The following is a 22,886-nucleotide window of genomic DNA, read 5'->3' as shown; positions in this document are numbered from 1 at the left end:
CGCTTCCGGGTGGCCGGCGCCTCGCGTGTCGGCGGCTCGGCCATCATTCATGCCCGCGGGGCCTTTGGCTGCTGCTGGGTAATACAGTGGATATTGCCGCCACCCAGCAGGATCTCACGGGCCGGCACACCCACTACCTGCTTGTCGGGAAAGAGCCCCTGGAGGATCCCCCAGGCCGCCTCGTCGTGGGCGGGATCCAGGAAGGGCATCACCACCACCGAGTTGCCGATATAGAAGTTGACGTAGGAGCCTGCCATGCGGTCGCCGGGCTGGCGCGGATGGGAGCTGTTGAGGCGGTCCAGGCCGCTGGCCTCGTCCTCGGCGATATACAGCGGGCCGGGCTGGGGCAGCTTGTGCACGGTCAACGGCCGGCCCCGGGCGTCGGTGGCGGCCTCCAGCACCGCCAGCGCCTCCCGGGAGATGGCGGCCTGGGGGTCCGCGTCGTCGTCGCACCAGGTCAGGGCCACCTGGCCCGGGGCGACGAAGCAGCAGAGGTTGTCCACGTGGCCATCGGTTTCGTCCAGATGGCAGCCCCGCGGCAGCCAGATCACCTTGTCGATGCCCAGGGTGTCGCCCAGCACCTGCTCCATCTCGTCGCGGCTCATTCCCGGGTTGCGGTTGGGATTGAGCAGACACTCCTCGGTGGTGAGCAGGGTGCCCTCGCCATCCACATGGATGGCGCCGCCCTCCAGCACCACCGGCGCCTCGAAGCGCGGGATGCCGAGCATCTCGGCGATCTTGGTGCGGATGCGCTTGTCCTTGTCCCAGGGGAAGTAGAGGCCCCCCTTGAGGCCGCCCCAGGCGTTGAACACCCAGTCCACCATGGCCAGGCGGCCGTCCGGGTGGGTCAGAAAGGTGGGGCCCATGTCGCGCATCCAGGCGTCGTTGCTGGAGAGCTCCACCACGCGGATATGGGCGGGCAACTGGTTGCGGGCGTTCTCGTACTGGTCGTCGTTGACGCCGACGAACACCGTCTCGCTCTCGGCGATGGCGCAGGCCACTTCGGCGAAGGCCTGCTGGGCTGGCTTAGCCCCATAGCGCCAAGTGTCGGGACGCTGGGGCCAGAGCATCCAGCAGGCGTCGTGGGGAGCGAACTCGGCGGGCATGGCGAAGCCCTGGGCCCGGGGCGTGGTCTCGGCGGTGACGGTATCGAGGATTGGCTGGTTCATAGCGGGTCTCACAGGTGGCCGACCATCAGGAAGATCGCGGCGGCGATGACGGCGGCGATCAGCACATAGGGCAGCTGGGTCAGGGCGTGGGCCATGGGGGTGCAGCCGCTGCCCTGGGCGGAGAGCACCGTGGAGTCGCCGTAGAAGCAGGCGTGGCTGCCGAAGGCGCTGGCGGAGATCAGGGCGCCGATCACTAGCGGCATATGGCTGTCCATGCTGGCCGCCAGCGGCAGCACGATGGGCATGGCCACGGCGAAGATGCCCCAGAAGGAGCCGGTGGCGAAGGCCAGGAAGGCCATGGTGACGAAGACCACCGCCGGCAGCATGCCCGGGGACATCAGCGGCTGGACGGTGGCGATCACGTAGTCGGTGAGCCCCAGCACATCGTTGACCTCCTTGAGGGTGAAGCCGGCCACCAGGGTGCCGAGCGGCATGATCATCGCCTTGAAACCGTCCAGGGCGGTGTCGAAGGTATCGTGGAAGCTGAGCAGCTTCTGGCTGGCGATCAGCACCAGGGTCACGGCCAGGGCCACGATCACGCCGCGCAGGATGTCGATCTCGAAGTACCAGGTGAAGAAGATCAGGGTGGCGATGGGCAGCAGGAAGTTGAGCAGGTGCGGGCGCTTGCCGCCGGTGTCCTCGACCTCCAGGGCATTGTCGTCGACGCCGTCAGGCATCAGCTGGCCGGCGGCGGCGCGGGCCTCGGCGGCCTTCATGGGGCCGAGGTTGGGAATCCAGCCCAGCGCCACCAGGGGCACCACGGCGGCGGCCACCCAGGCGTAGAACATATAGGGAATCGCCTCGATATAGAGGCCCATGCCGTTGCCGGCTACGTCGTTCTCCTCCAGCAGGCCGGCGAAGAACACCGCCCAGGTGGAGAAGGGCACCAGGATGCAGATCGGCGCCGCCGTGGAGTCGACGATATAGGCGAGCTTCTCCCGGGAGACCTTGAAGCGGTCGGTGATCTTCTTCATCGAGGCGCTGATGGTCAGCGCATTGAGGTAGTCGTCGACGAAGATCACCAGCCCCAGCATCCAGGTGGCCAGCAGGCTCTGGCGGCGGCTATGGATGCGCCGGGTGACGGCGTCGCCGAAGCTGAGTACGCCGCCGGTCTTGACCAGCAGGGCGATCAGGCTGCCGAACAGCCCGCAGACCAGGATGATCCAGGTGACGGTGTCGTTGCCCAGTACTGTGAGCAGGATATCCGAGCCCTGGGTGACCACGGTGCTGGGGTCGATCATCAGCAGGCCCACCAGGGCCCCGGCCATCAGCGACTCGATGGTGCGGCGGGTGATAATGGCCATGCCCAGCACTACCAGGGTGGGGAGCAGGCTCCAGGCGCCAAAGGTTTCCATACAACTCTCTCTATTATCGTTGTGGTCGATGTCTCAAGAGCCGGTCAGCCGGCCTTGGCGCAGAGAGATGAGCGCCGGGGGCAAGACGAAGCGAGGGTCTTTTGCCAGGGATGGCAAAAGTAGCGCCCATGGATGGGTTCACAGCGCCCTCGCGCAGACTTGCCGCCGGAAAAGCTCATCTCCCGTGCCGAGTGGTGAAAGCAGCTTTCATAGATAGCCGTCGGCGCGCAGGCATGCCGTGGTCGCGGCGAAGGCCTCGTCGAGGATCGCCACCACCCGATCCACGGTGTCGCGGTCCCAGATCAGCGGCGGCGAGATGATATTGAGGTGCCCCACCGGGCGGATGATCAGGCCGCGCTGTTGGGCCTCGGCGGCGACCCGGTCGCCGACCCGCGCTTCCACCGGCAGCAGCTCCTTGGTGGCCTTGTCGGCGACGTTCTCGATGGCCAGCATAAAGTGGCTGCCGCGCACATCGCCCACCGTCTCGTGATCCGCCAGAGTCTTGAGTTTCCGCTCCAGGTAGGGGCCCACCTCACGGACGTTCTCGCAGATTCGTTCGCGCTCGATGATCTCGATGTTCTTCAGCGCCGCCGCGCAGCTCACCGGATGGCCGGAGTAGGTGAAGCCGGTGCTCAGCACGCCGCCCTTTCGCTGGGGGGTGCCCAGTACCTCGAAGAGCTTGTCGGAGATCAGGGTGGCCCCCAGGGGGGCATAGCCCGACGACAGCCCCTTGGCACAGTTGATGATGTCCGGCTGGGTATCGAACACCGCTTCGGAGGCGAAGAAGTGACCCAGGCGGCCGAAGCCGGTGACCACCTCGTCGGCAATAAACAGGATCTCGTTGGCGCGACACACGGCCTGCATGCGGGCGTGGTAGCCCTGGGGGGCCATCAGCACGCCGCCGGCGCCCATGATCGGCTCGGCGATAAAGGCGGCGATATTCTCGGCGCCGATCTCGGCGATGGTGTCCTCGAGTTCGGCCACCAGCTGGTCGCAATAATCCGCCTCGCTCATCCTCGCCGGGCGGCGGTAGAGGTTGGCTTCGCTGAGGTGGGTCACCAGGTGGTCGAGGGTATCGAACGCCCAGTTGTTGCTGGCGATGCCGGTGAGGCTTGCCGCCATGTAGGTGGTGCCGTGGTAGGCGTTGTTGCGCGACAGGATGCGCTTCTTGTTGGGCTTGCCAAGGCGGTTGAAGTAGTAATGTACCAGGCGGATGGTGGCGTCGTTTGCCGCCGAGCCGCCGCAGCTGAAGAAGACGTGGTTGAGATGGGCCGGGGCCAGCTCGGCGAGCTTGGAGGCCAGCTCCGCCGCCGGGGCGTTGGAGAGGTTGTTGAAGGTGGAGAAGTAGGCCATGCGGGTGGCCTGGTCGGCCATGGCCTGGCCGATCTCGGCGCGGCCGTGGCCCACGTTGACGCACCACAGGCCGGCGATGCCATCGATAAAACGGTTGCCGTGGACGTCCTCGACGTAGATGCCGTCGCTGTCGGTGATCAGGTCGCAGCCCTTGTCATGGAAGACGCTGTAGTCGGTGAAGGGGTGAATGAAATGATCCTTGTCCTTCTGCCACAGCGCCTGGGCGTCAAAGGTCCGGGGCGGGGTAGGGGTCTCGATCGTCATGGTCTCGCCTCGCTTGTCTGATGTCGTTGTTGAGATGAGTCGTTGAGGTCGGGACCAGACTAGCGAGGGCTGCGAGGCGGGGAATATATCCTGATTGGGGTATATCGGTACGGCCTGGGGGCTGCCTAAGGTGTAGCCATTCGAAGCCCGAACAGGCACGTTTCACAACGACAAGGGAGGCATCCATGACGGTTTCCATCGACGGCCAGCGGCTCTGGTCGAGCCTGATGGCCATGGCCGAGATCGGCCCCAGCCCCAACGGCGGCAGTCACCGCTTGGCACTTACCGAGGAGGACGCCGCCGGGCGTCGTTTGCTGATCGAATGGTGTCGGGCGCTGGGCTGCACGCTGCGCGTCGATGGCGTCGGCAATATGTTTCTGCGCCGTGCCGGCAGGCGTAACGACCTCGATCCGATTGGCGTTGGCAGTCACCTGGATACCCAGCCCAAGGGCGGGCGTTTCGATGGCGTCCTCGGGGTGCTGGCGGGGCTCGAGGTGTTTCGCACCCTCGATGATCACGGCATCGTCACCCAGCGGCCGCTGGAGCTGGTGGTGTGGACCAACGAGGAGGGCAGCCGTTTCGCACCGGCCATGGTCGCCTCCGGTACCTATGCCGGCGTGTTCAGCGTCGAGTCGACCCTGGCGCGTCGCGATCGCGATGGTGTGACGCTGGGCGAGGCGCTAGCCGTGACCGGTTTCAATGGCGATCTGCCGGTGGGAGAGCCGCGCCTGGCGGGGTTTCTCGAACTGCATATCGAGCAGGGGCCAGTGCTGGAGGAGAACGGCGAGGCCATTGGCGTGGTCACCGGCGTCCAGGGCATGCGCTGGTTCGACGTCACCCTGCGCGGCCAGCCGGCCCATGCGGGCCCCACTCCCATGGCCTATCGTCGCGATGCCCTGGCCGCGTGCGCCCGCCTGATCGATCGCCTGCAGGCCCATGCTCAGGCGGATATCAGCGGCGACACCAAGGTTACCTTTGGCTGCCTGGAGATCGCGAGTCCATCCCGCAACGTGATTCCCGGCGAGGTGCGCCTCACCGTGGATCTGCGCCACGTGGTGGAGGCCGAGTTGGACGCCCTGGAGGTGCGCTTCGACCGGGAGCTAGCCGCGCTCACCGAGGCCTTCGGCGTCGAGACCGCGAGCGAGCGGATCTGGGCCTCACCGGTGGTGGACTTCGATACCGGCTGCATCGATGCCGTGGAGCGGGCCTCCCGGGCCCAGGGCGTGCCCTACCGGCGCATGATGAGCGGGGCCGGCCACGACGCCGTCTATGTCTCCCGGGTCGCCCCCACCTCGATGATCTTTATTCCCTGCCGCGACGGCATCAGCCATAACGAGGCGGAGTACGCCACCCCGGAGCACTGCGCCCTGGGCGCCCAGGTGCTCCTGGAGGCCTTGCTGGAGCGCGCGAATCTGGCGGAATCGGCATGACCGCATAATTGAGAACCAGGCCCCAAGACAGGCGAAGACTCTTCTTCCCTGGTCTAGATGGCGACTCCGATATGCCGGCTCCTATTGCTTGGGGGCCGGCTTTTTCGCTGTGGTCGTCATGAGCTCTGCTGGCGCGACACCAGCGCCACGTGATCGAGGAACAGCCGGAAGAGCTGCGACTGGCTGGAGACGTCGAGACGCTGATAGATATGCTTACGGTGAACCTTGACCGTGCCGTCGCTGATATCGAGTACCCGGGCTGCCGATTTCGTGGAGTGGCCGGCCAGCAGCAGCCGGACGATCTCCTGCTCCCTTGCCGTCAGCACCGCGGCGCCGAAGCTGGCCAGTGCGGCTTCCACCGGCTCCTGCTCCGCGAGACGCTGCTGGAACTGACTTCCCTGCCATTTCCAGTACTCGATCAGCAGCGCTTCTACGATGGGTGACAAGTAGCGCAAGGCCTGCAGGGCGCGGCGGGTGAGCGGCGGTGACTTGGCCTCGAATCCCAGCGACACGGCAATGACTACATCCTCTTCGACCCGGCAGAAGATGCCCACTTCATCGACCAGGCCAAGGGCGCGATAGTAGTGGGCGTAGTACTCACTGGCCTCGAAGCGATCCGGGGCCAACTCGCGCAGGCGATGGGCGCCCTGATCCAGGCCGTCGTTCACGGCCGTGAAAAAGGGATCGAGCAGATAGGCCTTGTTCAGATAGCGCTCGATACCCTGCTCGCGGCGATGCGGGGGGTAGTCGTCATGGATGAGCAGCGGTCGCCGACGGCCGCGATAGGCATTGATCAACACGGTTTCGTGACCGACCAGCTCGCGCAGGGAGTGATCGAGCCTGGCGGGGAAGTCGGGCGTCGCCGCGGTGCGCAGCAGGCGAGCCAGCTGCTGATGCCAGGCATGGCTTTCGGGGCGGGCAAGGAAGTCGAGCATAAGGCCGTAGGTCAGTGGTGCCGAGCCGTCACGATACCATGCCCCCGCGTTGACGCCTGCCTCTCGGCCGCCTTTCCCGGAGCGGCGGGAAGGGATGCGTTCTCATTCGGCCGGTATGTGAGTACAAGGGGTGACAGAGTCGACCCTTTTGGGGAGACTTTCGCCCGCCCCACTCATGCCACGCCAGGAGATTGACGCTTGAACGATCTGACAACGCTGCTGGTATCCCTTCCCACCGGCAATGCCATGGCGCTCTCGGCGTTGGTGGCGTTCCTGCTCGCCTTCGCTCTGGCCGGGCTGCTCGCGGGCAGGCGAGGGCGTGCCGATGCCAAGCGGCACCGGGCCGCCCTGGCCGAGCTGCGCGAGCGGCTGGCTGAGCGTGAGCAGCGCCTCGACCGGCTTCAGCGTGAACTGGGCGAGGTGCAGGTGAGCGAGGCGCGCCTGGCCACGACCCTGGAGCAGAAACAGCAGCACTTCGAGGCTCAGTTGGCCCTGCTGCGCGACAGCCGCGATCAGCTGCGCCAGGAGTTCGAGAACCTGGCCAACGAGATCCTCGAGCGCAAGGGGCGGGCCTTCTCCGAGCTCTCCCAGCAGCGCATCAGCGGCCTGCTGCAGCCGATCCAGGCGGAGATGAAGGGCTTTCGCGAGAAGGTCGAGACGATCCATCGCCACGACACCGAGCAGCGCGCCGGTCTGCGGGCCGAGCTCAGGCACCTGCAGGGGCTCAACCGAGAGATCACCGACCAGGCCGAACGGTTGACCCGGGCGCTGCAGGGACAGAAGAAAGTGCAGGGCAACTGGGGCGAGCTGATACTGGAGAACGTCCTGGAGGGCTCCGGCCTGCGCCTCGGCAAGGATTACCGGCGCGAGGTCAGCTTTGCCACCGCCGACGGGCGTCGACGCCCCGACGCGGTGGTTTACCTGCCTCAGGGCAAGCATCTGGTGATCGACGCCAAGACCTCGCTTTCGGCCTATGTGCGCTATGTCAATGCGCAGGAGGAGCGCGAACGTGAGCTGGCCCTGGCGGCCCATGCCACGGCCGTGGGCGAGCGCATCGCGGAGCTCGCCGACAAGCACTACTACGACCTGCCGGGGCTCAACTCGCCCGACGTGGTGATCATGTTCATCCCGGTGGAGTCGGCCTACGTCGAGGCGCTCAAGCACGACGAAGCCCTCTATCAGCGGGCCGTGGAGGCCAACGTGCTGGTGACCACCCCGACCACCCTGCTGACCAGCCTGAACATCGTGCGCCAGCTGTGGCGCTTCGAGGACCAGAGCCGCCACAGCGCCGAACTGGCCAGCCGCGCCGAGAAGTTCTACAACAAGCTGCGCCTGTTTCTCGAGAGCATGCAGGAAGTACAGGCTCGCCTCGACGGCGCCCGCGACAGCTACGACCGCGCCATGGGCCAACTGGTCAACGGGCGGGGCAACCTGATCAAGCAGGCCGCGGAGTTCCAGGAGCTGGGCGTGGCGGTGAAAAAGGAGCTGCCCGCCGAGCTGGTCGAGCGGGCAGGGTTGGAGCTCGACGGCGGGCGCCCCCGTACGGCGGTGCCGGACGAGGGCGCTGCGCAGTAGTCGGCTTCGACTCCCATCATGGGCGGTTCAGAAGCTCGTCCATTCCGGCTGAGGCTTGCTGTCCGCCTGTGGAAGCCGGTGGGTGACGGGCTGCGTGGTCGGCTGGGGGTCGGTATTTTTCCAGCCTTCGACCTGCCCCGCGGCCTGGCCGTGGGACGGTAGCTGGAAGGCCGCCATGGCAGTCATCAGCTGGCGCGCATGCTGACGCAGGTTGCCGGCCGCCGTCGCACTCTCGCCTACCAGCGTGGCGTTTTGCTGGGTCACCCGATCCATCTCGGCCACGGCGGTGCCGGCTTCCTGCACCCCGGCGCTCTGTTCGACGCTGGCCTGGCTGATCTCGTGCATCAGCTGGCTGACCCGCGCGATGGCCTCGATGATCTGCTCGGTGGCCTGGCGGGCCTCGACGGCCCGGGCGTTGCCGCTCTTTACCCGCTCCACGTTGCCGGTGATCAGCCCATTGATCTCGCTGGCGGCATCGGCACTCTTCTGGGCCAGCTTGCGCACTTCGGCGGCGACCACGGCGAACCCTCGGCCGTGCTCGCCGGCTCGCGCCGCCTCCACTGAGGCGTTGAGTGCCAGGATATTGGTCTGAAAGGCGATGTCGTCGATGGTCGAGATGATGCTGGCGATCTCGCCGGCGCTCTCGTCGAGCTCGTTCATGGTGGCCGTCATTTGTTCCACGGCTGCGCCGCCCTGGCGTGCCGTGTGCGAGGCGTTCTCGGCTTCGCGGCTGGCCTGGCCGGCGTTCTCGGTGTTCTGTACCACGGTGCCGTTGAGCTGCTCCATGGCCGAGGCGGTCTGGGTCAGGGCGCTGGCCTGCTGTTGGGTGCGCGAGGCCAGGTCCGTATTGCCCTCGGCGATCTGCTCGCTGTTGCCGGCCACGGCCTCGGCGGCGGCGCGAACCTGGGTGACGATGCCCTGCAGTTGGCGGGCCATCTTGACCTGGGCGGCCATGATGCTGCGCTCGTCGTTCTTGCGCAGGCGTCCGTCCGTGGCCAGTTTGCCGCGACCGATCGCCTCGGCGAAGGCGCGTACCTCGCGGGGCTCGGCGCCCAGTTCGCGCAGCAGCTGACGCGAGAGCAGGTAGGCGATCGCCCCACCCGCCAGCAGGGCGGCCAGGCACAGGCCCAGCATCAGCATCTGGAACCCCTCGGCGGTGTCCCGGGCGTCGGCCGTGGTGGTGGCGTTCTGGGTCTCCTGATGATCGATGAAGCCGTTGATATCGTCCAACCACTGGAAAAAGGCGGGGCCGGCCTCGGCCAGCAGCAGACGGCGAGGGCTCTCGAGGTCGCCCTGCTGGCGCTGCTCAATGATGCGCTCGGCCAGGGCGTTGGTGCGCTGCGCCTGGTCGTCTATTGCGTCGAGCATCTGGCGCTCGGTAGCCGTCACGCCATCTGCGTTGGCGGTCAGGACCTCGGCCATCCCTCGGTCGGCCTGGGCGTAGTCCGTTTCCAGTTGCCGGTAGGCGTCCAGCAGCGCCTGAAGATCGCTTGGCGTCGACACCAGGGTCATGTCGCGCAGCAGGATGGCGCGGTCATGTACGCTGCCTCGCCAGTCGATGGCGTGGCGCAGCTTGACGCCGTTAATGTCGTTGATGGTGGTCAGGCTGTGGTCGATGCGGTTGACCTGGTGGATGCCGATCGCGGTGAGGAGCACGATCAGGGCAAGCACGGCGGAGAAGCCGCCCATCAGTCGGGTGCGGATGCCCAGATGGGCAAGGCGGGCCGAGAGTGTCTTCATGGTTGTTGTCCTTCGTGGCGTGAGCTTCACCTGGCAGGTGCAGGCAAGGGAACGGAGAACACGATATGTCCTGTACGATTCCTATACAAATGTTAATTTTGCAATCCAGCATTCGTTTTTTTCGACAAGCATCTCGCTGTCGCTGGAGTACGGAAAAGCATTGGCTGTTCAGGTGATTGATGGGGTATTGTGACGGAGTGTCGACGCGTGCGGGTCGGCCGCACTGGAGTGGCACTTGTGAATTTCTTGTACAAAATTAGAGGGGGTGTTCGTATGTTTGCCTGGTTCAGACGCAATCCGGCCAAGCGGCTGCAGAAAGCCTATGAGCGCAAATTGGAGGAGGCGATGCTGGCATCCCGCAACGGCGACATGCGCGCCAATGCGGCCCTGACCGAGGAGGCCGAGGCGCTGCGGGTGGAGATTGAGCGCTTGAAGCGCGGCTAGCTTGAGAAGTGCCTCGACTCGCCGGGGGCGGTAACGCGGGAGGCCTTCATTCCCTGGCTATCCCCTTGCCAGGGCGCGGGCTATGCTGATGGCGAGCCGCTTTGCCAGCCGGCGAGCCGGGACGCCCCTTCCTTCGAGAGGTTGGTGAGCCAATAAGGTATAGGATATTCACCATGAAGGGCGTCGCTGTTTCAGGTCTCCGGTGCCATCTCGGCTAATCGGATTCACTTGCGCCATGGCGATGTTGTAACCGATAAGCAGCCTTCGTTGATTTGTCGATATTCTTATAATTTTCTGATATTGATGATGTTTTCGTAATCCGTTAGGCGGACGTTAGCGATGGGAGAGAGAGGATTGGTGTTAAATACTTGACATGTTACCCGGGTGTGGTGCCAGACTAGGGGGCAGTAAGCGGCAGGGTAAGCCGCGACCCATTCCGGTGATGTGGTCAACTATTTCAACAACAACCCTGATGGCCGCGATGCCATCCTCTACCAGGAAGGTCTGCATGACCACCGATGCGTCACTCCGTGCCGGTCCCCGCTCCTACTATCGGGATAGCGTAGCGGTGGAACTCGCCCCTCGCCCCCCCTTGAATCACGAGACGCGTGCCGATATCTGCGTGATCGGCGGCGGTATCACCGGCTGCTCGGCGGCCCTGCACCTGGCCGAGCGCGGCCATTCGGTGGTGCTGCTGGAGGCCAACGAGATCGGCTTCGGTGCTTCCGGGCGCAGCGGTGGCCAGATCCTGCCGGGACTGGGCACCGATATCACCACCGTGGAAAAGGCCCTGGGCCTGTCGGTTGCCCGGGAGATCTGGGAGATGAGCCGTGAAGCGGTGCGCCTCACCGCCGAGCTGGTGGAGCGCCACGCCATTCCCTGCGACCTCAGTTGGGGCTATCTGCACGCGGCGGTGAAGCGCCGCCATATCAAGGAGCTTTGCGACTTCCGCGACCGCCTGGCCCGGGACTACGACTATCGGGCCCTGAGCTGGCTGGAGGGCGATGCCCTGCGCGAGCATGTGGTTAGCGACGCCTACCCCGGCGCCCTCTACGAGAGTGAGGGGGGCCACCTACACCCCCTCAACTACACCCTGGGCCTGGCTCGAGCCGCCCAGTGGGCCGGGGTGCGTCTCCATGAGCATAGCGCCGTGCTGGACGTGAAGGAGGGTGCTCCGGCCCGGGTGCGCACCGCCCAGGGCAGTGTCACCGCCGACTTCGTGGTGGTGGCCGGCAATGCCTATCTCGGTGGCCTGATTCCCCAACTGGACGGCCGCATCATGCGCGCCGCCAACTATATGATCGCCACCGCCCCCCTCAGCGAGGCCCAGGCCGCCCAGGTGCTGCCCCAGAACGATGCCCTGGCGGATGCCAACTTCGTCCTCGACTACTACCGGCTCAGCGGCGACCGGCGGCTGATCTATGGTGGCCAGGTCAGCTATGACGGTCGCGAGCCCCGCGGCCTTCAGGCACGTATGGATGCCAAGATCGCCCGCCTCTTCCCGGTGCTGGCGGGGGTGCCCATCGACTATCGCTGGGGCGGCGACGTGGCCATCACCCTGAACCGTGCGCCGGACTTTGGGCGTCTGGGCGGCAATCTCTACTATGCCCAGGGCTACTCCGGCCACGGCATGGCGCTGGCCGGGCTCGCCGGCAAGCTGATGGCCGAGGCCATCGGCGGCCAGAGCACGCGCTTCGATGCCTTCGCCGCCATGCCTCACCGGCATTTCCCCGGCGGCGAGCGGCTGCGCACCCCGCTGCTGATGTTGGCCACCGCCTTCTACAAGCTGCGCGACCGGTTATAACGAAAACGAGGGCGGCGGACTCCTCCGCCGTGCCGAGACACGAGGCTGTTATGAAAGATCTTGAGAGTTGGCTCAAGGAGCGTCGGATCACTGAGGTGGAGTGCCTGGTCAGCGATATCACCGGCATCGCCCGGGGCAAGATCGCCCCGGTCTCCAAGTTCGTCGCCGAGAAGGGCATGCGGCTGCCCGAGAGCGTGCTGCTGCAGACCGTCACCGGCGACTATGTGGAAGACGATATCTACTACTCCCTGCTCGACCCGGCGGATATCGACATGATCTGCAAGCCGGATCTCTCCGCCGCCTATCCGGTGCCCTGGGCGCTGGAACCCACCGCCCAGGTGATCCACGACTGTTTCGACAAGCAGGGCAATCCCATCGAGCTTTCCTGCCGCAACCAGCTCAAGAAGGTGCTGGCGCTCTATGCGGCCCAGGGCTGGAAGCCGGTGGTGGCACCGGAGATGGAGTTCTACCTGACCAAGCGCTGCGAGGACCCGGACCTGCCGCTGCAGCCGCCCATCGGCCGTAGCGGTCGCCAGGAAACCGGCCGCCAGTCCTTCTCCATCGACGCCGCCAACGAGTTCGACCCGCTGTTCGAGGACATGTACGACTGGTGCGAGGCCCAGGGGCTGGATATCGATACCCTGATCCACGAGGAGGGGACCGCCCAGATGGAGGTCAACTTCCGTCACGGCGACCCCCTGGTGCTGGCGGATCAGGTCTTCCTGTTCAAGCGCACCTTGCGCGAGTCGGCGCTCAAGCACGACGTGGCGGCCACCTTCATGGCCAAGCCGGTGACCAACGAGCCGGGCAGCGCCATGCATATCCACCAGAGTGTGCTGGATGCCGATACCGGTCGCAGCGTCTTCTCCAACGATGACGGCACCATGAGCGAGCGGTTCCTGCACCATATCGGCGGCCTGCAGCGCTATATTCCCGAGGCGTTGCCGCTGATGGCGCCCAACGTCAACTCCTTCCGCCGCTTCCTGCCCGACACCTCGGCGCCGGTCAACGTCGAGTGGGGGGAGGAGAACCGCACCTGCGGCCTGCGGGTGCCCGACTCCACGCCACAGAACCGGCGGGTGGAGAATCGCCTGCCCGGCGCCGATGCCAATGCCTACCTGGCCATCGCGGCAAGCCTGCTGTGCGGCTATATCGGCATGATCCACGGCATCAACCCCACCGCCCCGGTGCAGGGTCGCGCCTTCGAACGCCGCAATATGCGCCTGCCCTTCACCCTGGAGCATGCCCTGGAGCGCATGGAGGGCTGCGCCGAGCTGGAGGAGTTCCTGGGCGGCAAGTTCCTGCGCGGCTACGTGGCGGTGAAGCGGGTGGAGAACGAGAACTTCAAGCGGGTGATCAGCTCCTGGGAGCGGGAGTTCCTGCTGCTTAGCGTGTAAGGCCCGGCCAGCCGGCTCGTCTCGTTGAGAGGTTCAGGAAGCGAGCCGGATAGGCTGGGAGAGGGGTTCCCGGAGAACCAACAACAACGATACTGAGGTGCCAAGATGTCCTACCAACGCAAGCTGTCACTGGCCGTTGCCGCGGCCTCCCTGACCCTGGCCGCCACGGCCGCCCAGGCCAACGAGGTGCGGATCTATAACTGGTCTGACTATATCGCCGAGGATACCCTGGAGCGCTTTACCGCCGAGACCGGCATCCGCGTCACCTACGACGTCTACGACAGCAACGAGGTGCTGGAGGCAGCGCTGCTCTCCGGGCGCTCCGGCTATGACGTGGTGGTGCCCTCCAACCACTACCTGGTGCGGCAGATGGCGGCCGGTGTCTACGGCAAGCTCGACCATCAGCGGCTGCCCAACATGGTCAACCTGGAGCCGACCCTGCTGGCCCAGTTGGAGAACGTCGACCCTGGCAGCCACTACTCCGTTCCCTATATGTGGGGCACCAACGGCATCGGCTATAACGTGGGCAAGGTACGCGAGATTCTCGGCGATGACGCCCCACTGGACTCCTGGTCGCTGCTCTTTGACCCGGAGGTGACCGGGGCCCTGCATGCGGCGGGCTGCGGCATCTCCATGCTCGATTCCGGCGACGAGATGCTGCCGGCGGCGATGGCGTACCTGGGTCTCGACCCCCATAGCAACGACGGCGACGACATCGCCCGGGCCGGTGAGGTGATCGGCGCGGTGCGCGAGCATGTCACCTACTTCCACTCCTCCCGCTATATCTCCGACCTGGCCAATGGCGACCTTTGCGTGGCCGCCGGCTACTCCGGCGATGTCTTCCAGGCCGCCGACCGGGCCGAGGAGGCGGGCAACGGTCACGTGATCGACTACATCATTCCCAAGGAGGGGGCGGCGCTGTGGTTCGACATGATGGCGATTCCCGCCGATGCGCCGAATCCGGAAAACGCCCACGCCTTTATCAACTTCATCCTTGAGCCGCAGGTCGCCGCCGGGATCACCGAGTATGTGCTTTACGCCAACCCCAACCGGGCGGCCAATGAGTACCTGCCCGAGGAGATCCTCAATGATCCCTCCATCTATCCCACCGAGGAGGTGATGGAGAAGCTCTACGTGGCCCAGGCCAAGCCGCTCTCCGCCCAGCGGGTGATCACCCGCACCTGGAACCGGGTCAAGTCCGGTAACTGATCGGCGCGCCGCCCCGACCAGCGGGGCGGCCGCTTTTCCTTCGCGGATGTCCTGGAGAGACGTGCAATGACCCAACCCATGACCCTGGCCGATACCCAGGCCCAGGCGCGCCCGACGAGCGAGACCACGCCGTCATCGGGCAAGAGTTCGCGTGTCCAGCAGGAGACGCTGATGGAGATCCGCCGCGTCAGCAAGCGCTTCGATGAGGTGCTGGCGGTGGATGACGTCAACCTGACCATTCGCCGCGGCGAGATATTCGCCCTGCTGGGGGGCTCCGGCTCCGGCAAATCGACGCTGCTGCGCATGCTGGCCGGCTTCGAGAAGCCCAGCGAAGGGCAGATCCTGCTGGAGGGGCAGGATATCTCCCGTACGCCCCCCTACGAGCGGGCCATCAACATGATGTTCCAGTCCTATGCGCTCTTCCCGCATATGACGGTGGCCGAGAATATCGCCTTCGGCCTCAAGCAGGACAAGCTGCCCAAGGCGGAGATCCGTGAGCGGGTCGCCGAGATGCTCAAGCTGGTGCATATGGAGGGCTATGCCAAGCGCAAGCCCCACCAGCTCTCCGGCGGTCAGCGCCAGCGAGTGGCCCTGGCACGCTCCCTGGCCAAGCGTCCCCGCCTGCTGCTGCTCGACGAGCCTATGGGGGCACTGGACAAGAAGCTGCGCACCGAGATGCAGCTGGAGGTGGTGGAGATCCTCGAGCGGGTCGGGGTGACCTGCATCATGGTCACCCACGACCAGGAGGAGGCCATGACCATGGCCGACCGGGTGGCGATCATGTCCGACGGCTGGATCGTCCAGGTGGGCTCGCCCATGGACGTCTACGAGAGCCCGGCCAACCGCATGGTGGCGGAGTTCGTCGGCACCGTGAACCTGTTCGCCGGGGAGATCGTGGTGGACGAGGCGGACCACTGCGTCATCGACAGCCCCGAGCTGGGGCGGCGCATCCGCATCGATCACGGCATCAGCACCCCCGCCGATGAACGCGGGGTCTGGGTGGCGGTGCGTCCGGAGAAGACCCTGATGAGCCGTGAGCGGCCCGCGGGGGACTTCAACTGGGCCGCCGGGACGGTGGAGGATATCGCCTACCTGGGCGGCCTCTCGGTCTACTTCGTGCGCACCGGGCAGGGGCACCTGGTCAAGGTGAGTCTGGCTAACACCACCCGGCGCAGCGAGCGCCCCAGCTGGGGCGATGCGGTCTATATCCATTGGGACGAGCGCAGCGCCGTGGTCCTGCGCGACTAGCTCGCTACCACTTTCGCTGGACGCGCCGCGCCCCTGGTTCTTCCTTCCCCTTCGGAGGCCCATTATGCCTGCCCTGACGTCGCAACGCCTGCGGCGGTGGCTCAAGCCCCGCCGTGGCTGGGTCATCGCCGTGCCCCTGCTATGGCTGACCCTGTTCTTTCTGCTGCCCTTCGGCATCGTGCTCAAGATCAGTCTCTCCGAGGCGGCCATCGCCATTCCGCCCTACAGCACCATGCTGGATTTCGGCGCCGAGACCCTGAGCCTGGTGGTGACCTTCGGCAACTACCTCTTCCTGATGTCCGACAGCCTCTATGTGACGGCCTACTGGGGCTCGCTGAAGATCGCCTTTGTCTCGACCCTGGTCTGCCTGCTGATCGGCTACCCCATGGCCTATGCCATGGCCCGGGCCCCGGCCCACTGGCAGCTGGTGCTGCTGCTGCTGGTGATGCTGCCCTCCTGGACCTCCTTTCTGATCCGGGTCTATGCCTGGATGGGCATCCTCAGCAACAACGGCCTGATCAACAACACCCTGCTGTGGCTGGGGCTGATCGACTCGCCGATTCGCATGATGAACACCAACTTCGCGGTGATTCTCGGCATCGTCTACGCCTACCTGCCCTTTATGGTGCTGCCCCTCTACGCCAACCTGACCCGGCTCGACGGCTCCCTGCTGGAGGCCGCCTCGGATCTGGGGTCGCGCAGCCTCAATACCTTTCTCAAGGTGACCCTGCCGCTCTCCAAGGGGGGGATCATCGCCGGTTCCATGCTGGTCTTCATTCCGGCGGTGGGGGAGTACGTGATCCCCGAGCTGCTGGGCGGCCCCAATACCCTGATGATCGGCAAGGTGCTGTGGGAGGAGTTCTTCAACAACCGCGACTGGCCGGTGGCCTCGGCGCTGGCCATGGTGATGCTGGGCCTGCTGCTGATTCCCATCGCGCTCTTCCATCGCTATCAGTCCCGTGAACTCAAGGAGTGACCATGAGAAAGCCATCCTTTACCACGGTGATGCTGATCCTGGGGCTGGTGTTCCTCTACCTGCCGATGCTGATCCTGGTGATCTACTCCTTCAACGCCTCGCGGCTGGTGACGGTCTGGGCGGGCTTCTCCGGACACTGGTATCTCGAGCTGCTGCGTGACCCGCAGATCCTCTCGGCGGTCTGGACCAGCCTGCGTATCGCCTTCTTCTCCGCCAGCATGGCGGTCTGCCTGGGGACGCTCGCCGCCTTCGTGATGGTGCGCTTCGGGCGCTTTCGCGGCAAGACGGCGCTCTCCAGCATGATCACCGCGCCTTTGGTGATGCCGGAGGTGATCACCGGCCTGTCGCTGCTGCTGCTCTTCGTGCATATGGCGCAGCTGATCGGCTGGCCGGCGGATCGCGGCATGGTGACCATCTGGATCGCCCATACCACCTTCTGTAGCGCCTATGTGGCGGTGGTGGTGTCGTCACGGCTGCGCGAGGTGGACCTCTCCCTGGAGGAGGCGGCCATGGATCTGGGGGCCCCCCCGGTGAAGACCTTCTTCCAGATCACCCTGCCGGTGATCGCCCCGGCGCTGGCCGCCGGCTGGCTGTTGGCCTTCACCCTCTCCCTGGACGACCTGGTGATCGCCAGCTTCGTCTCCGGGCCCGGGGCCACGACCCTGCCCATGGTGGTCTTCTCCTCGGTGCGCCTGGGCGTCTCGCCGAAGATCAATGCCCTGGCCACCCTGATCATCCTGGCGGTATCGCTGGCCACCTTCCTGGCCTGGTACTTTATGCGCCGCAGCGAGGCCAAGCGCCGACAGGCGCTGAAGATGCAGGCCCAGGAGGCCTGACCGTCAATAGAGTGTAGTGGAATGTTCGACGCCAGGGCGTCGCCTTGATATCCCGATGGCTTGATGCTGTCGGGATTTTTTCGATTATTTTAGCTGCCTGGCGGGTCATTGCGCCGATGGGTTATGCTAGCATGGTTAAAATAATCAACATCCAGAGGAGCGATCGATGTCCGCCCAGCAGCCTGCCCATCATGTGGCCTCCTACTATGCCGCCTCCGCCAGCCCCAGTCCCGAGCGCCCTCCGGTCAGCGGCCGGGTGGAGTGCGATATCTGCGTGGTGGGGGCCGGCTTCACCGGCATCTCCGCCGCCCTGCACCTGGCCGAACAGGGCCAGTCGGTGGTGGTGCTGGAGGCGGCCCGGGTCGGCTTCGGCGCCTCCGGGCGCAACGGCGGCCAGCTGGTCAACAGCTATAGCCGCGACATGGACGTAATCGAGACCAAGTATGGCGACGAGACCGCCCGGGCCCTGGGCAGCATGGCCTTCGAGGGCAATCGCATCATTCGCAGCCGAATCGCCGAGTACGAGATTGCCTGCGACCTCAAGGAGGGCAACCTCTTTGCCGCCTGCAATGCTAAGCAGCTCGAGGGGCTGCGCGAGCACAAGGCGCTCTGGGAGCGCTACGGTCACGACCAGCTGGAGCTGCTGGAGGGCGAGGCGGTCAAGCGGGAGGTGGGAAGCGAGCGCTATACCGGCGCCCTGATCGACCACTCCGGGGGCCATATCCATCCCCTCAACCTGGTGCTGGGCCAGGCTGCCGCCTTCGAGTCCCTGGGCGGGGTGATCTTCGAGCAGAGCCCGGTGACCAAGCTGACCCACGGCGAGCCGGTGGTGTTGACCACTCCCGGCGGCGAGGTGCGCGCCCAGCGGGTGGTGATGGCGGGCAACGCCTATATGCAGGGCCTGCTGCCGCAGCTTGAGAACAAGTCGATGCCCTGCGGCACCCAGATCATCACCACCGAGCCCCTGGACGAGGCCACCGCCCGGGCGCTGTTGCCCAACGACATGGCGGTGGAGGACTGCAACTACCTGCTCGACTACTACCGCCTCACCGCCGACAATCGCCTGCTCTACGGCGGCGGCGTCAGCTATGGCGGCCAGGACCTGGCCAGCATCGAATCGGTGATTCGTCCCAAGCTGGCGAAGACCTTCCCGCAGCTGGCCGACGTCAAGGTGGACTACGCCTGGAGCGGTAACTTCCTGCTGACGCTCAATCGCCTGCCCCAGTTCGGCCGGCTCAACGACAATGTCTACTTCGCTCAGGGCTACTCCGGTCATGGCGTCACCTGCTCGCACCTGGCCGGCAAGCTGATCGCCGAGACGCTGCGCGGCGAGAGCGAGCGCTTCGACGCCTTCGCCGGTCTGCCGCACCTGCCCTTCCCGGGCGGGCGCCTGCTGCGGGTGCCCTTCTCGGCGCTGGGCGCCTGGTATTACTCCACCCGCGATAAGCTGGGGATCTAGATCCCGTCATTCGGGCAACCCTACAGCGACGCCCGAACCATACCCAAAACGCCCAGGGGCCGCAGTCGCGGTCCCTGGGCGTTTCCGTGGGCGATGCCCTTACTTGGCGAGAGCGGGGCTCGCCTCGGCCACGCTCTCCTCGGCGCGCTTGCCCAGCAGGCGCAGGGCCAGGGTCAGCACGCCCAGGCCAGCGATCAGGCCCAGCCACCAACTGACGCCATGGCCCACCGCCACGGTGCCGAACAGCAGCGCCACCACGCCCACCAGCAGGGCATAGGGCAGTTGGGTGCGCACATGCTCGATCAGGTCGCAGCCGCTGGCCATGGCCGCCAGCAGGGTCGACTCGGCCAGCGGCGAGCAGTGGTCGCCCCAGACCGCACCGGCCAGCACCCCGGCCACCGAGGCGTAGAGCAGCGGCATGCCCTCGGCGGTGCCCGCCAGGCCATGCAGGTCGAGGATCGCCCAGGCCAGGGGAATGGTCAGCGGCATCATGATCCCCATTACCCCCCAGGAGGAGCCGGTGGCGAAGGCGGTAAAGGCGGCCAGGGTGAAGATGGCGGCCGGCAGCCACTGGGGCGAGAGCGCCTCGCCCAAGGCGGCGATCAGGAAGTCGCTGGTGCCCAGGCTGGCGTTCACGTTGGCCAGGGCCCAGGCCATCATCAGGATGGTCAGCGGCAGCAGCATCGACTTGACCCCCTCGAACCAGTAGTGGGTGGTCTCGCTCATGGTCATCAGGCGCTGGGCCAGGGTCATCACCACGGCGGTGACGCAGGCGGCCAGCGACCCCCACATCATGGCGGCGAAGGCGTCGCCCTCCCCGAAGATGTCCCAGAGGCCGTGATCCCCCGCGCCCAGTTCGGCGACCCCGGTGGTGTAGATCCCGCCGATGGTGAAGGCCACCAGCACCAGCATGGGAATCACCGCGTTGACGGCGCGCAGGGCGATGCCCGGCTTGGTCTCGATCTCGGCCTCCTCCACCACCGCCTCGCGGGCCGTGAGCGGCGAACGGCTGGCCTGGCCGGCCAGAGCACGGCGTTCGGCGGCGAGCATGGGGCCGAAGTCGCGACGACTCCACACCAGCATGAAGACGAAGGCCACCGCCAGGAAGGGGTAGAAGTTATAGGGCAGGGCCTGGATAAAGACGCTGTAGGCGGACTCGTTCCAGCCGTCGATATCGCTCATGGCCTGCTGGATCAGCCCCACCTGGAAGCCGATCCAGGTGGTCACCAGCAGCACCGCCGAGACCGGCGCCGCCGTGCAGTCGACGATATAGGCGAGTTTGGCCCGGGAGATGCGCAGCGTGTCGCAGATATTGCGCATGGTGTTGCCAACGATCAGCGCATTGGCGTAGTCGTCGAAGAAGATCGCCAGCCCCAGCAGGCCGGTGGTGGTCTGGGCCTGGCGGCGGTTGCGGACATAGCGGGTGATGCGCGCCGCAATGCCCTGGGTGCCGCCGTTGCGCGAGATGATCCCCACCATGCCGCCGATCAGCAGGCAGAAGAGCACCACCGCCATATGTTCGCTGTCGCTGGCGGCCTCCAGCAGGTGCACGCTGACCGTCTCGTTGAAGGCGGTGAACAGGGCCGCGGCGCTCATGCCGTGGTAGATCCAGCCCCCTAGCAGGATGCCCAGGAAGAGCGCCACGATCACCTGGCGGAAGACCAGGGCGATGCCGATGGCGGTCAGCGCCGGCACCAGGGAGAGCCAGGCGGGAATCGCCGAGAGTTCCTGGCGTTCGAGCAGCTGGCCCTGGCCATCGAAGAGCTCCAACACCCCGGCGCTTTCGCCGAGGGTCGCCTCGGCGAACCACTGGCCGTCTTCGCCTTCGACCAGTGTCAGCGGCCGGCCATTCAGGGACAGGCGGTGATCGGCGTCGGCGCCAACGGTGATCTCGAAGCCCACGCCCTGAAGGAGCAGGCCGGGGGGCGACAGGCGCTCATCGGCCAGCAGGGGGCCGGCGGCCATCAACAGCAGGAGCAGCAGGCCGGTCAGCCAGAGTCGTCGTTTTGGGGTTTCCATGGAGGTTGCCTCGTTGTTGTGGTGGTCGTTGGATGGGCAAATCCCGGCCCGCCGGCTCGCATCGCGAGCCGGAGAATCCGTGTTTTTTTGGTGTTGTGCGCTGAGAGAGTCGCTGAGGTGAAAAGTGAGCGAGCGATGGTCAGGCTAGGCCCGTTCCCGACGGGCCCACGCACTTCCCACATCCTTGTGGGTCGCAAGGCAAAAATCGGCGAAAAGACGGACCGGGCTCGCGTGCGAGCCGATTTTTAACGCCGCATGGCCGAGCGCAGCCACTTTTCAGCCAGCGATCAGACGTGGCGTAGATACCAGTCGTACTCCAGCTGACTCACCGCCTGCATGGCCTGGGCCCGCTCGGCGCGGCGGTTGGCCACGAAGACGCGGATAAAGTCGCGACCCAGGGCCTCGCCCAACACCTCGTCCGCCTCCAGTTGGTCCAGGGCCTGCTGCCAGCTGTTGGTCAGGCTGCTCTCCACCTGCTCGTAGGCGTTGCCGGTGATCGCCGGTGGCGGGGCCAGCTCGCGGGTCAGGCCGTCATGCAGGGAGGCCAGCAGGGTGGCCAGCAGCAGGTAGGGATTGACGTCGGCGCCGGCCACCCGGTGCTCGATGCGTCGCGCCGCCCGCGGCCCGGAGGGAACGCGCAGGGCCACCGAGCGGTTGTCGAAGCCCCAGGTGGGGGCCATGGGCACGTAGAGTCCCGGCTGGAAGCGCCGGAAGGAGTTGAGGTTGGGAGCGAAGAGCGCCATGGAACTGGGCATGCGCTCGAGCAGACCGGCCACCGCCTGGTTGAGGCGGGAGCTGCCGAGCACATCGTCGCCGGGCTCGCTGAAGACGTTGTTGCCCTCGGCGTCGAGCAGGCTGATATGCGCATGGGTGCCGTTGCCGGCCTCCTGGCCATAGGGCTTGGCCATGAAGGTGGCCTCGAAGCCGTGCTTGAGGGCCACGCCCTTGATCAGCCGCTTAAGCAGCGTTGCGCTGTCACACGCCTTGAGAGCATCGTCACAGTGGATCAGGTTGACCTCGAACTGCCCCGGGGCGCACTCCTTGAGGGCGGTGTCCAGGGGCAGGCCCTGGATTTCGGCAGCGCTCTGGATCTCCTCCAGGAAGTCGGCGTACTCGTCCAGCTCCAGCATGGAGTAGAGCTGGCTCTGGGTGGCCCGCTCGCCGCTGCCCGGAGAGCGGGGCGGCTGGATCAGACCCGCCTCGTTACGCTGGCGATCCACCAGGTAGAACTCCAGTTCCAGGGCTACCACCGGGGTCAGGCCCATGGCGGTCAGGCGCTTGAGCACCCGGGTGAGCACCTGGCGGGGGTCGGCGAAAAAGGGCGACTCGTCGGGCTCCACCATGGTCATCAGTAGCTGACCCTGGCGGCCGCCGCGCAGCCAGGGTACCGGCATCAGACTGCCGGGGATCGGTCGGCAGAGGCGGTCGCCGTCGCCGGTGGCGAGTCCCAGGCCGGTCTCCTCGATGGTATTGCCGTTGATATCCAGGGCGAAGACGGAAGCGGGCAGGGCGATGCCGCTGCTATAGGCCTTGACCAGGTTGTCCCGGGGGATGCGCTTGCCGCGGATGACGCCATTGAGGTCGCTGATCAGCAGGTCGAAGCTGTCGATCTCAGGGTGGCGGTCGAGAAAGACTTGGACGTCATCGGTGGGGGGGGAAGACATGGCACTCAC

General features: G+C 65.9%; 17 protein-coding genes. 10 read left to right on the top strand and 7 right to left on the bottom strand.

Features of this window, described 5'->3' with window-relative positions; all coding sequences use genetic code 11:
- Nucleotides 1–47: 47 nt before the first annotated feature.
- The 3 genes from aguA to HOP52_RS01730 all read right to left on the bottom strand — a co-directional run bounded on the left by aguA (nucleotide 48) and on the right by HOP52_RS01730 (nucleotide 4,141).
- Nucleotides 48–1,169, bottom strand: a complete 1,122-nt coding sequence (gene aguA, locus HOP52_RS01740; protein ID WP_238975334.1) for an agmatine deiminase — start codon at nucleotides 1,167–1,169, stop codon at nucleotides 48–50.
- An 8-nt stretch (nucleotides 1,170–1,177) separates the two neighbouring features.
- Nucleotides 1,178–2,524 carry a Na+/H+ antiporter NhaC family protein gene (locus HOP52_RS01735; RefSeq protein ID WP_238975333.1) on the bottom strand — a complete coding sequence of 449 codons (1,347 nt, stop codon included), beginning with the start codon at nucleotides 2,522–2,524 and terminating at the stop codon, nucleotides 1,178–1,180.
- 207 nt (nucleotides 2,525–2,731) lie between these two features.
- The gene (locus tag HOP52_RS01730) at nucleotides 2,732–4,141 is read right to left on the bottom strand and encodes an aminotransferase (RefSeq protein WP_238975332.1); all 1,410 of its coding nucleotides are present in this window, start codon (nucleotides 4,139–4,141) and stop codon (nucleotides 2,732–2,734) included.
- Nucleotides 4,142–4,326: 185 nt separating this feature from the next.
- Between HOP52_RS01730 and HOP52_RS01725 the strand changes: the two genes are divergently transcribed.
- Complete coding sequence (locus tag HOP52_RS01725; protein WP_238975331.1) at nucleotides 4,327–5,571, top strand: Zn-dependent hydrolase; 1,245 nt, start codon at nucleotides 4,327–4,329, stop codon at nucleotides 5,569–5,571.
- A 116-nt stretch (nucleotides 5,572–5,687) separates the two neighbouring features.
- On the opposite strand, the gene HOP52_RS01720 is transcribed toward HOP52_RS01725, so the two are convergent.
- Complete coding sequence (locus HOP52_RS01720) at nucleotides 5,688–6,506, bottom strand: helix-turn-helix transcriptional regulator (protein WP_238975330.1); 819 nt, start codon at nucleotides 6,504–6,506, stop codon at nucleotides 5,688–5,690.
- A 198-nt stretch (nucleotides 6,507–6,704) separates the two neighbouring features.
- On the opposite strand from HOP52_RS01720, the gene HOP52_RS01715 reads away from it, so the two are divergent.
- Entirely contained in the window at nucleotides 6,705–8,081 is a 1,377-nt protein-coding gene (locus HOP52_RS01715) for a DNA recombination protein RmuC (RefSeq protein WP_238975329.1), read from the top strand.
- A 27-nt stretch (nucleotides 8,082–8,108) separates the two neighbouring features.
- On the opposite strand, the gene HOP52_RS01710 is transcribed toward HOP52_RS01715, so the two are convergent.
- Complete coding sequence (locus HOP52_RS01710) at nucleotides 8,109–9,821, bottom strand: methyl-accepting chemotaxis protein (RefSeq protein ID WP_238975328.1); 1,713 nt, start codon at nucleotides 9,819–9,821, stop codon at nucleotides 8,109–8,111.
- Between the two features lie 273 nt (nucleotides 9,822–10,094).
- On the opposite strand from HOP52_RS01710, the gene HOP52_RS01705 reads away from it, so the two are divergent.
- The 8 genes from HOP52_RS01705 to HOP52_RS01670 all read left to right on the top strand — a co-directional run bounded on the left by HOP52_RS01705 (nucleotide 10,095) and on the right by HOP52_RS01670 (nucleotide 19,194).
- Nucleotides 10,095–10,265 (top strand): DUF6435 family protein, encoded by a 171-nt coding sequence (locus HOP52_RS01705; RefSeq protein WP_238975327.1) that lies wholly within the window; start codon nucleotides 10,095–10,097, stop codon nucleotides 10,263–10,265.
- Nucleotides 10,266–10,773: 508 nt separating this feature from the next.
- The gene (locus tag HOP52_RS01700; RefSeq protein ID WP_238975326.1) at nucleotides 10,774–12,069 is read left to right on the top strand and encodes an NAD(P)/FAD-dependent oxidoreductase; all 1,296 of its coding nucleotides are present in this window, start codon (nucleotides 10,774–10,776) and stop codon (nucleotides 12,067–12,069) included.
- A gap of 50 nt (nucleotides 12,070–12,119) precedes the next feature.
- A complete protein-coding gene (locus HOP52_RS01695; protein ID WP_238975325.1) occupies nucleotides 12,120–13,466 on the top strand; it encodes a glutamine synthetase family protein in 1,347 nt (448 codons plus the stop codon).
- Between the two features lie 105 nt (nucleotides 13,467–13,571).
- Nucleotides 13,572–14,675 (top strand): polyamine ABC transporter substrate-binding protein, encoded by a 1,104-nt coding sequence (locus HOP52_RS01690; RefSeq protein WP_238975324.1) that lies wholly within the window; start codon nucleotides 13,572–13,574, stop codon nucleotides 14,673–14,675.
- Nucleotides 14,676–14,741: 66 nt separating this feature from the next.
- Nucleotides 14,742–15,923, top strand: coding sequence for an ABC transporter ATP-binding protein (locus tag HOP52_RS01685; protein WP_459076821.1), 1,182 nt, complete (start codon nucleotides 14,742–14,744; stop codon nucleotides 15,921–15,923).
- A gap of 64 nt (nucleotides 15,924–15,987) precedes the next feature.
- Nucleotides 15,988–16,899: an ABC transporter permease subunit gene (locus HOP52_RS01680; RefSeq protein WP_238975323.1), complete on the top strand. Its 912-nt coding sequence runs from the start codon at nucleotides 15,988–15,990 to the stop codon at nucleotides 16,897–16,899.
- 2 nt (nucleotides 16,900–16,901) lie between these two features.
- The gene (locus HOP52_RS01675) at nucleotides 16,902–17,735 is read left to right on the top strand and encodes an ABC transporter permease subunit (protein WP_238975322.1); all 834 of its coding nucleotides are present in this window, start codon (nucleotides 16,902–16,904) and stop codon (nucleotides 17,733–17,735) included.
- A gap of 166 nt (nucleotides 17,736–17,901) precedes the next feature.
- On the top strand, nucleotides 17,902–19,194 hold the full coding sequence (locus HOP52_RS01670) for an NAD(P)/FAD-dependent oxidoreductase (RefSeq protein WP_238975321.1): 1,293 nt from the start codon (nucleotides 17,902–17,904) through the stop codon (nucleotides 19,192–19,194).
- Nucleotides 19,195–19,293: 99 nt separating this feature from the next.
- Here HOP52_RS01670 and HOP52_RS01665 read toward each other — a convergent pair whose 3' ends face one another.
- Both HOP52_RS01665 and HOP52_RS01660 read right to left on the bottom strand, forming a co-directional pair.
- Nucleotides 19,294–21,213, bottom strand: a complete 1,920-nt coding sequence (locus HOP52_RS01665; protein ID WP_238975320.1) for a Na+/H+ antiporter NhaC family protein — start codon at nucleotides 21,211–21,213, stop codon at nucleotides 19,294–19,296.
- Between the two features lie 287 nt (nucleotides 21,214–21,500).
- Nucleotides 21,501–22,877 carry a glutamine synthetase family protein gene (locus tag HOP52_RS01660; protein WP_238975319.1) on the bottom strand — a complete coding sequence of 459 codons (1,377 nt, stop codon included), beginning with the start codon at nucleotides 22,875–22,877 and terminating at the stop codon, nucleotides 21,501–21,503.
- Between the last annotated feature and the right edge of the window lie 9 nt (nucleotides 22,878–22,886).

Source organism: Billgrantia campisalis (assembly GCF_022341425.1).
GTDB classification, from domain to species: domain Bacteria; phylum Pseudomonadota; class Gammaproteobacteria; order Pseudomonadales; family Halomonadaceae; genus Halomonas; species Halomonas campisalis.
Note: the sequence above shows the minus strand (reverse complement) of the source record. Positions and strands in the feature narration are given on the sequence as shown.

Coding starts and splice junctions, on each gene's coding strand:
- aguA (WP_238975334.1), bottom strand. CDS start 1,169: ATGAACCAGCCAATCCTCGATACCGTCACCGCCGAGACCACGCCCCGG.
- HOP52_RS01735 (WP_238975333.1), bottom strand. CDS start 2,524: ATGGAAACCTTTGGCGCCTGGAGCCTGCTCCCCACCCTGGTAGTGCTG.
- HOP52_RS01730 (WP_238975332.1), bottom strand. CDS start 4,141: ATGACGATCGAGACCCCTACCCCGCCCCGGACCTTTGACGCCCAGGCG.
- HOP52_RS01725 (WP_238975331.1), top strand. CDS start 4,327: ATGACGGTTTCCATCGACGGCCAGCGGCTCTGGTCGAGCCTGATGGCC.
- HOP52_RS01720 (WP_238975330.1), bottom strand. CDS start 6,506: ATGCTCGACTTCCTTGCCCGCCCCGAAAGCCATGCCTGGCATCAGCAG.
- HOP52_RS01710 (WP_238975328.1), bottom strand. CDS start 9,821: ATGAAGACACTCTCGGCCCGCCTTGCCCATCTGGGCATCCGCACCCGA.
- HOP52_RS01705 (WP_238975327.1), top strand. CDS start 10,095: ATGTTTGCCTGGTTCAGACGCAATCCGGCCAAGCGGCTGCAGAAAGCC.
- HOP52_RS01700 (WP_238975326.1), top strand. CDS start 10,774: ATGACCACCGATGCGTCACTCCGTGCCGGTCCCCGCTCCTACTATCGG.
- HOP52_RS01695 (WP_238975325.1), top strand. CDS start 12,120: ATGAAAGATCTTGAGAGTTGGCTCAAGGAGCGTCGGATCACTGAGGTG.
- HOP52_RS01690 (WP_238975324.1), top strand. CDS start 13,572: ATGTCCTACCAACGCAAGCTGTCACTGGCCGTTGCCGCGGCCTCCCTG.
- HOP52_RS01685 (WP_459076821.1), top strand. CDS start 14,742: ATGACCCAACCCATGACCCTGGCCGATACCCAGGCCCAGGCGCGCCCG.
- HOP52_RS01680 (WP_238975323.1), top strand. CDS start 15,988: ATGCCTGCCCTGACGTCGCAACGCCTGCGGCGGTGGCTCAAGCCCCGC.
- HOP52_RS01675 (WP_238975322.1), top strand. CDS start 16,902: ATGAGAAAGCCATCCTTTACCACGGTGATGCTGATCCTGGGGCTGGTG.
- HOP52_RS01670 (WP_238975321.1), top strand. CDS start 17,902: ATGTCCGCCCAGCAGCCTGCCCATCATGTGGCCTCCTACTATGCCGCC.
- HOP52_RS01665 (WP_238975320.1), bottom strand. CDS start 21,213: ATGGAAACCCCAAAACGACGACTCTGGCTGACCGGCCTGCTGCTCCTG.
- HOP52_RS01660 (WP_238975319.1), bottom strand. CDS start 22,877: ATGTCTTCCCCCCCCACCGATGACGTCCAAGTCTTTCTCGACCGCCAC.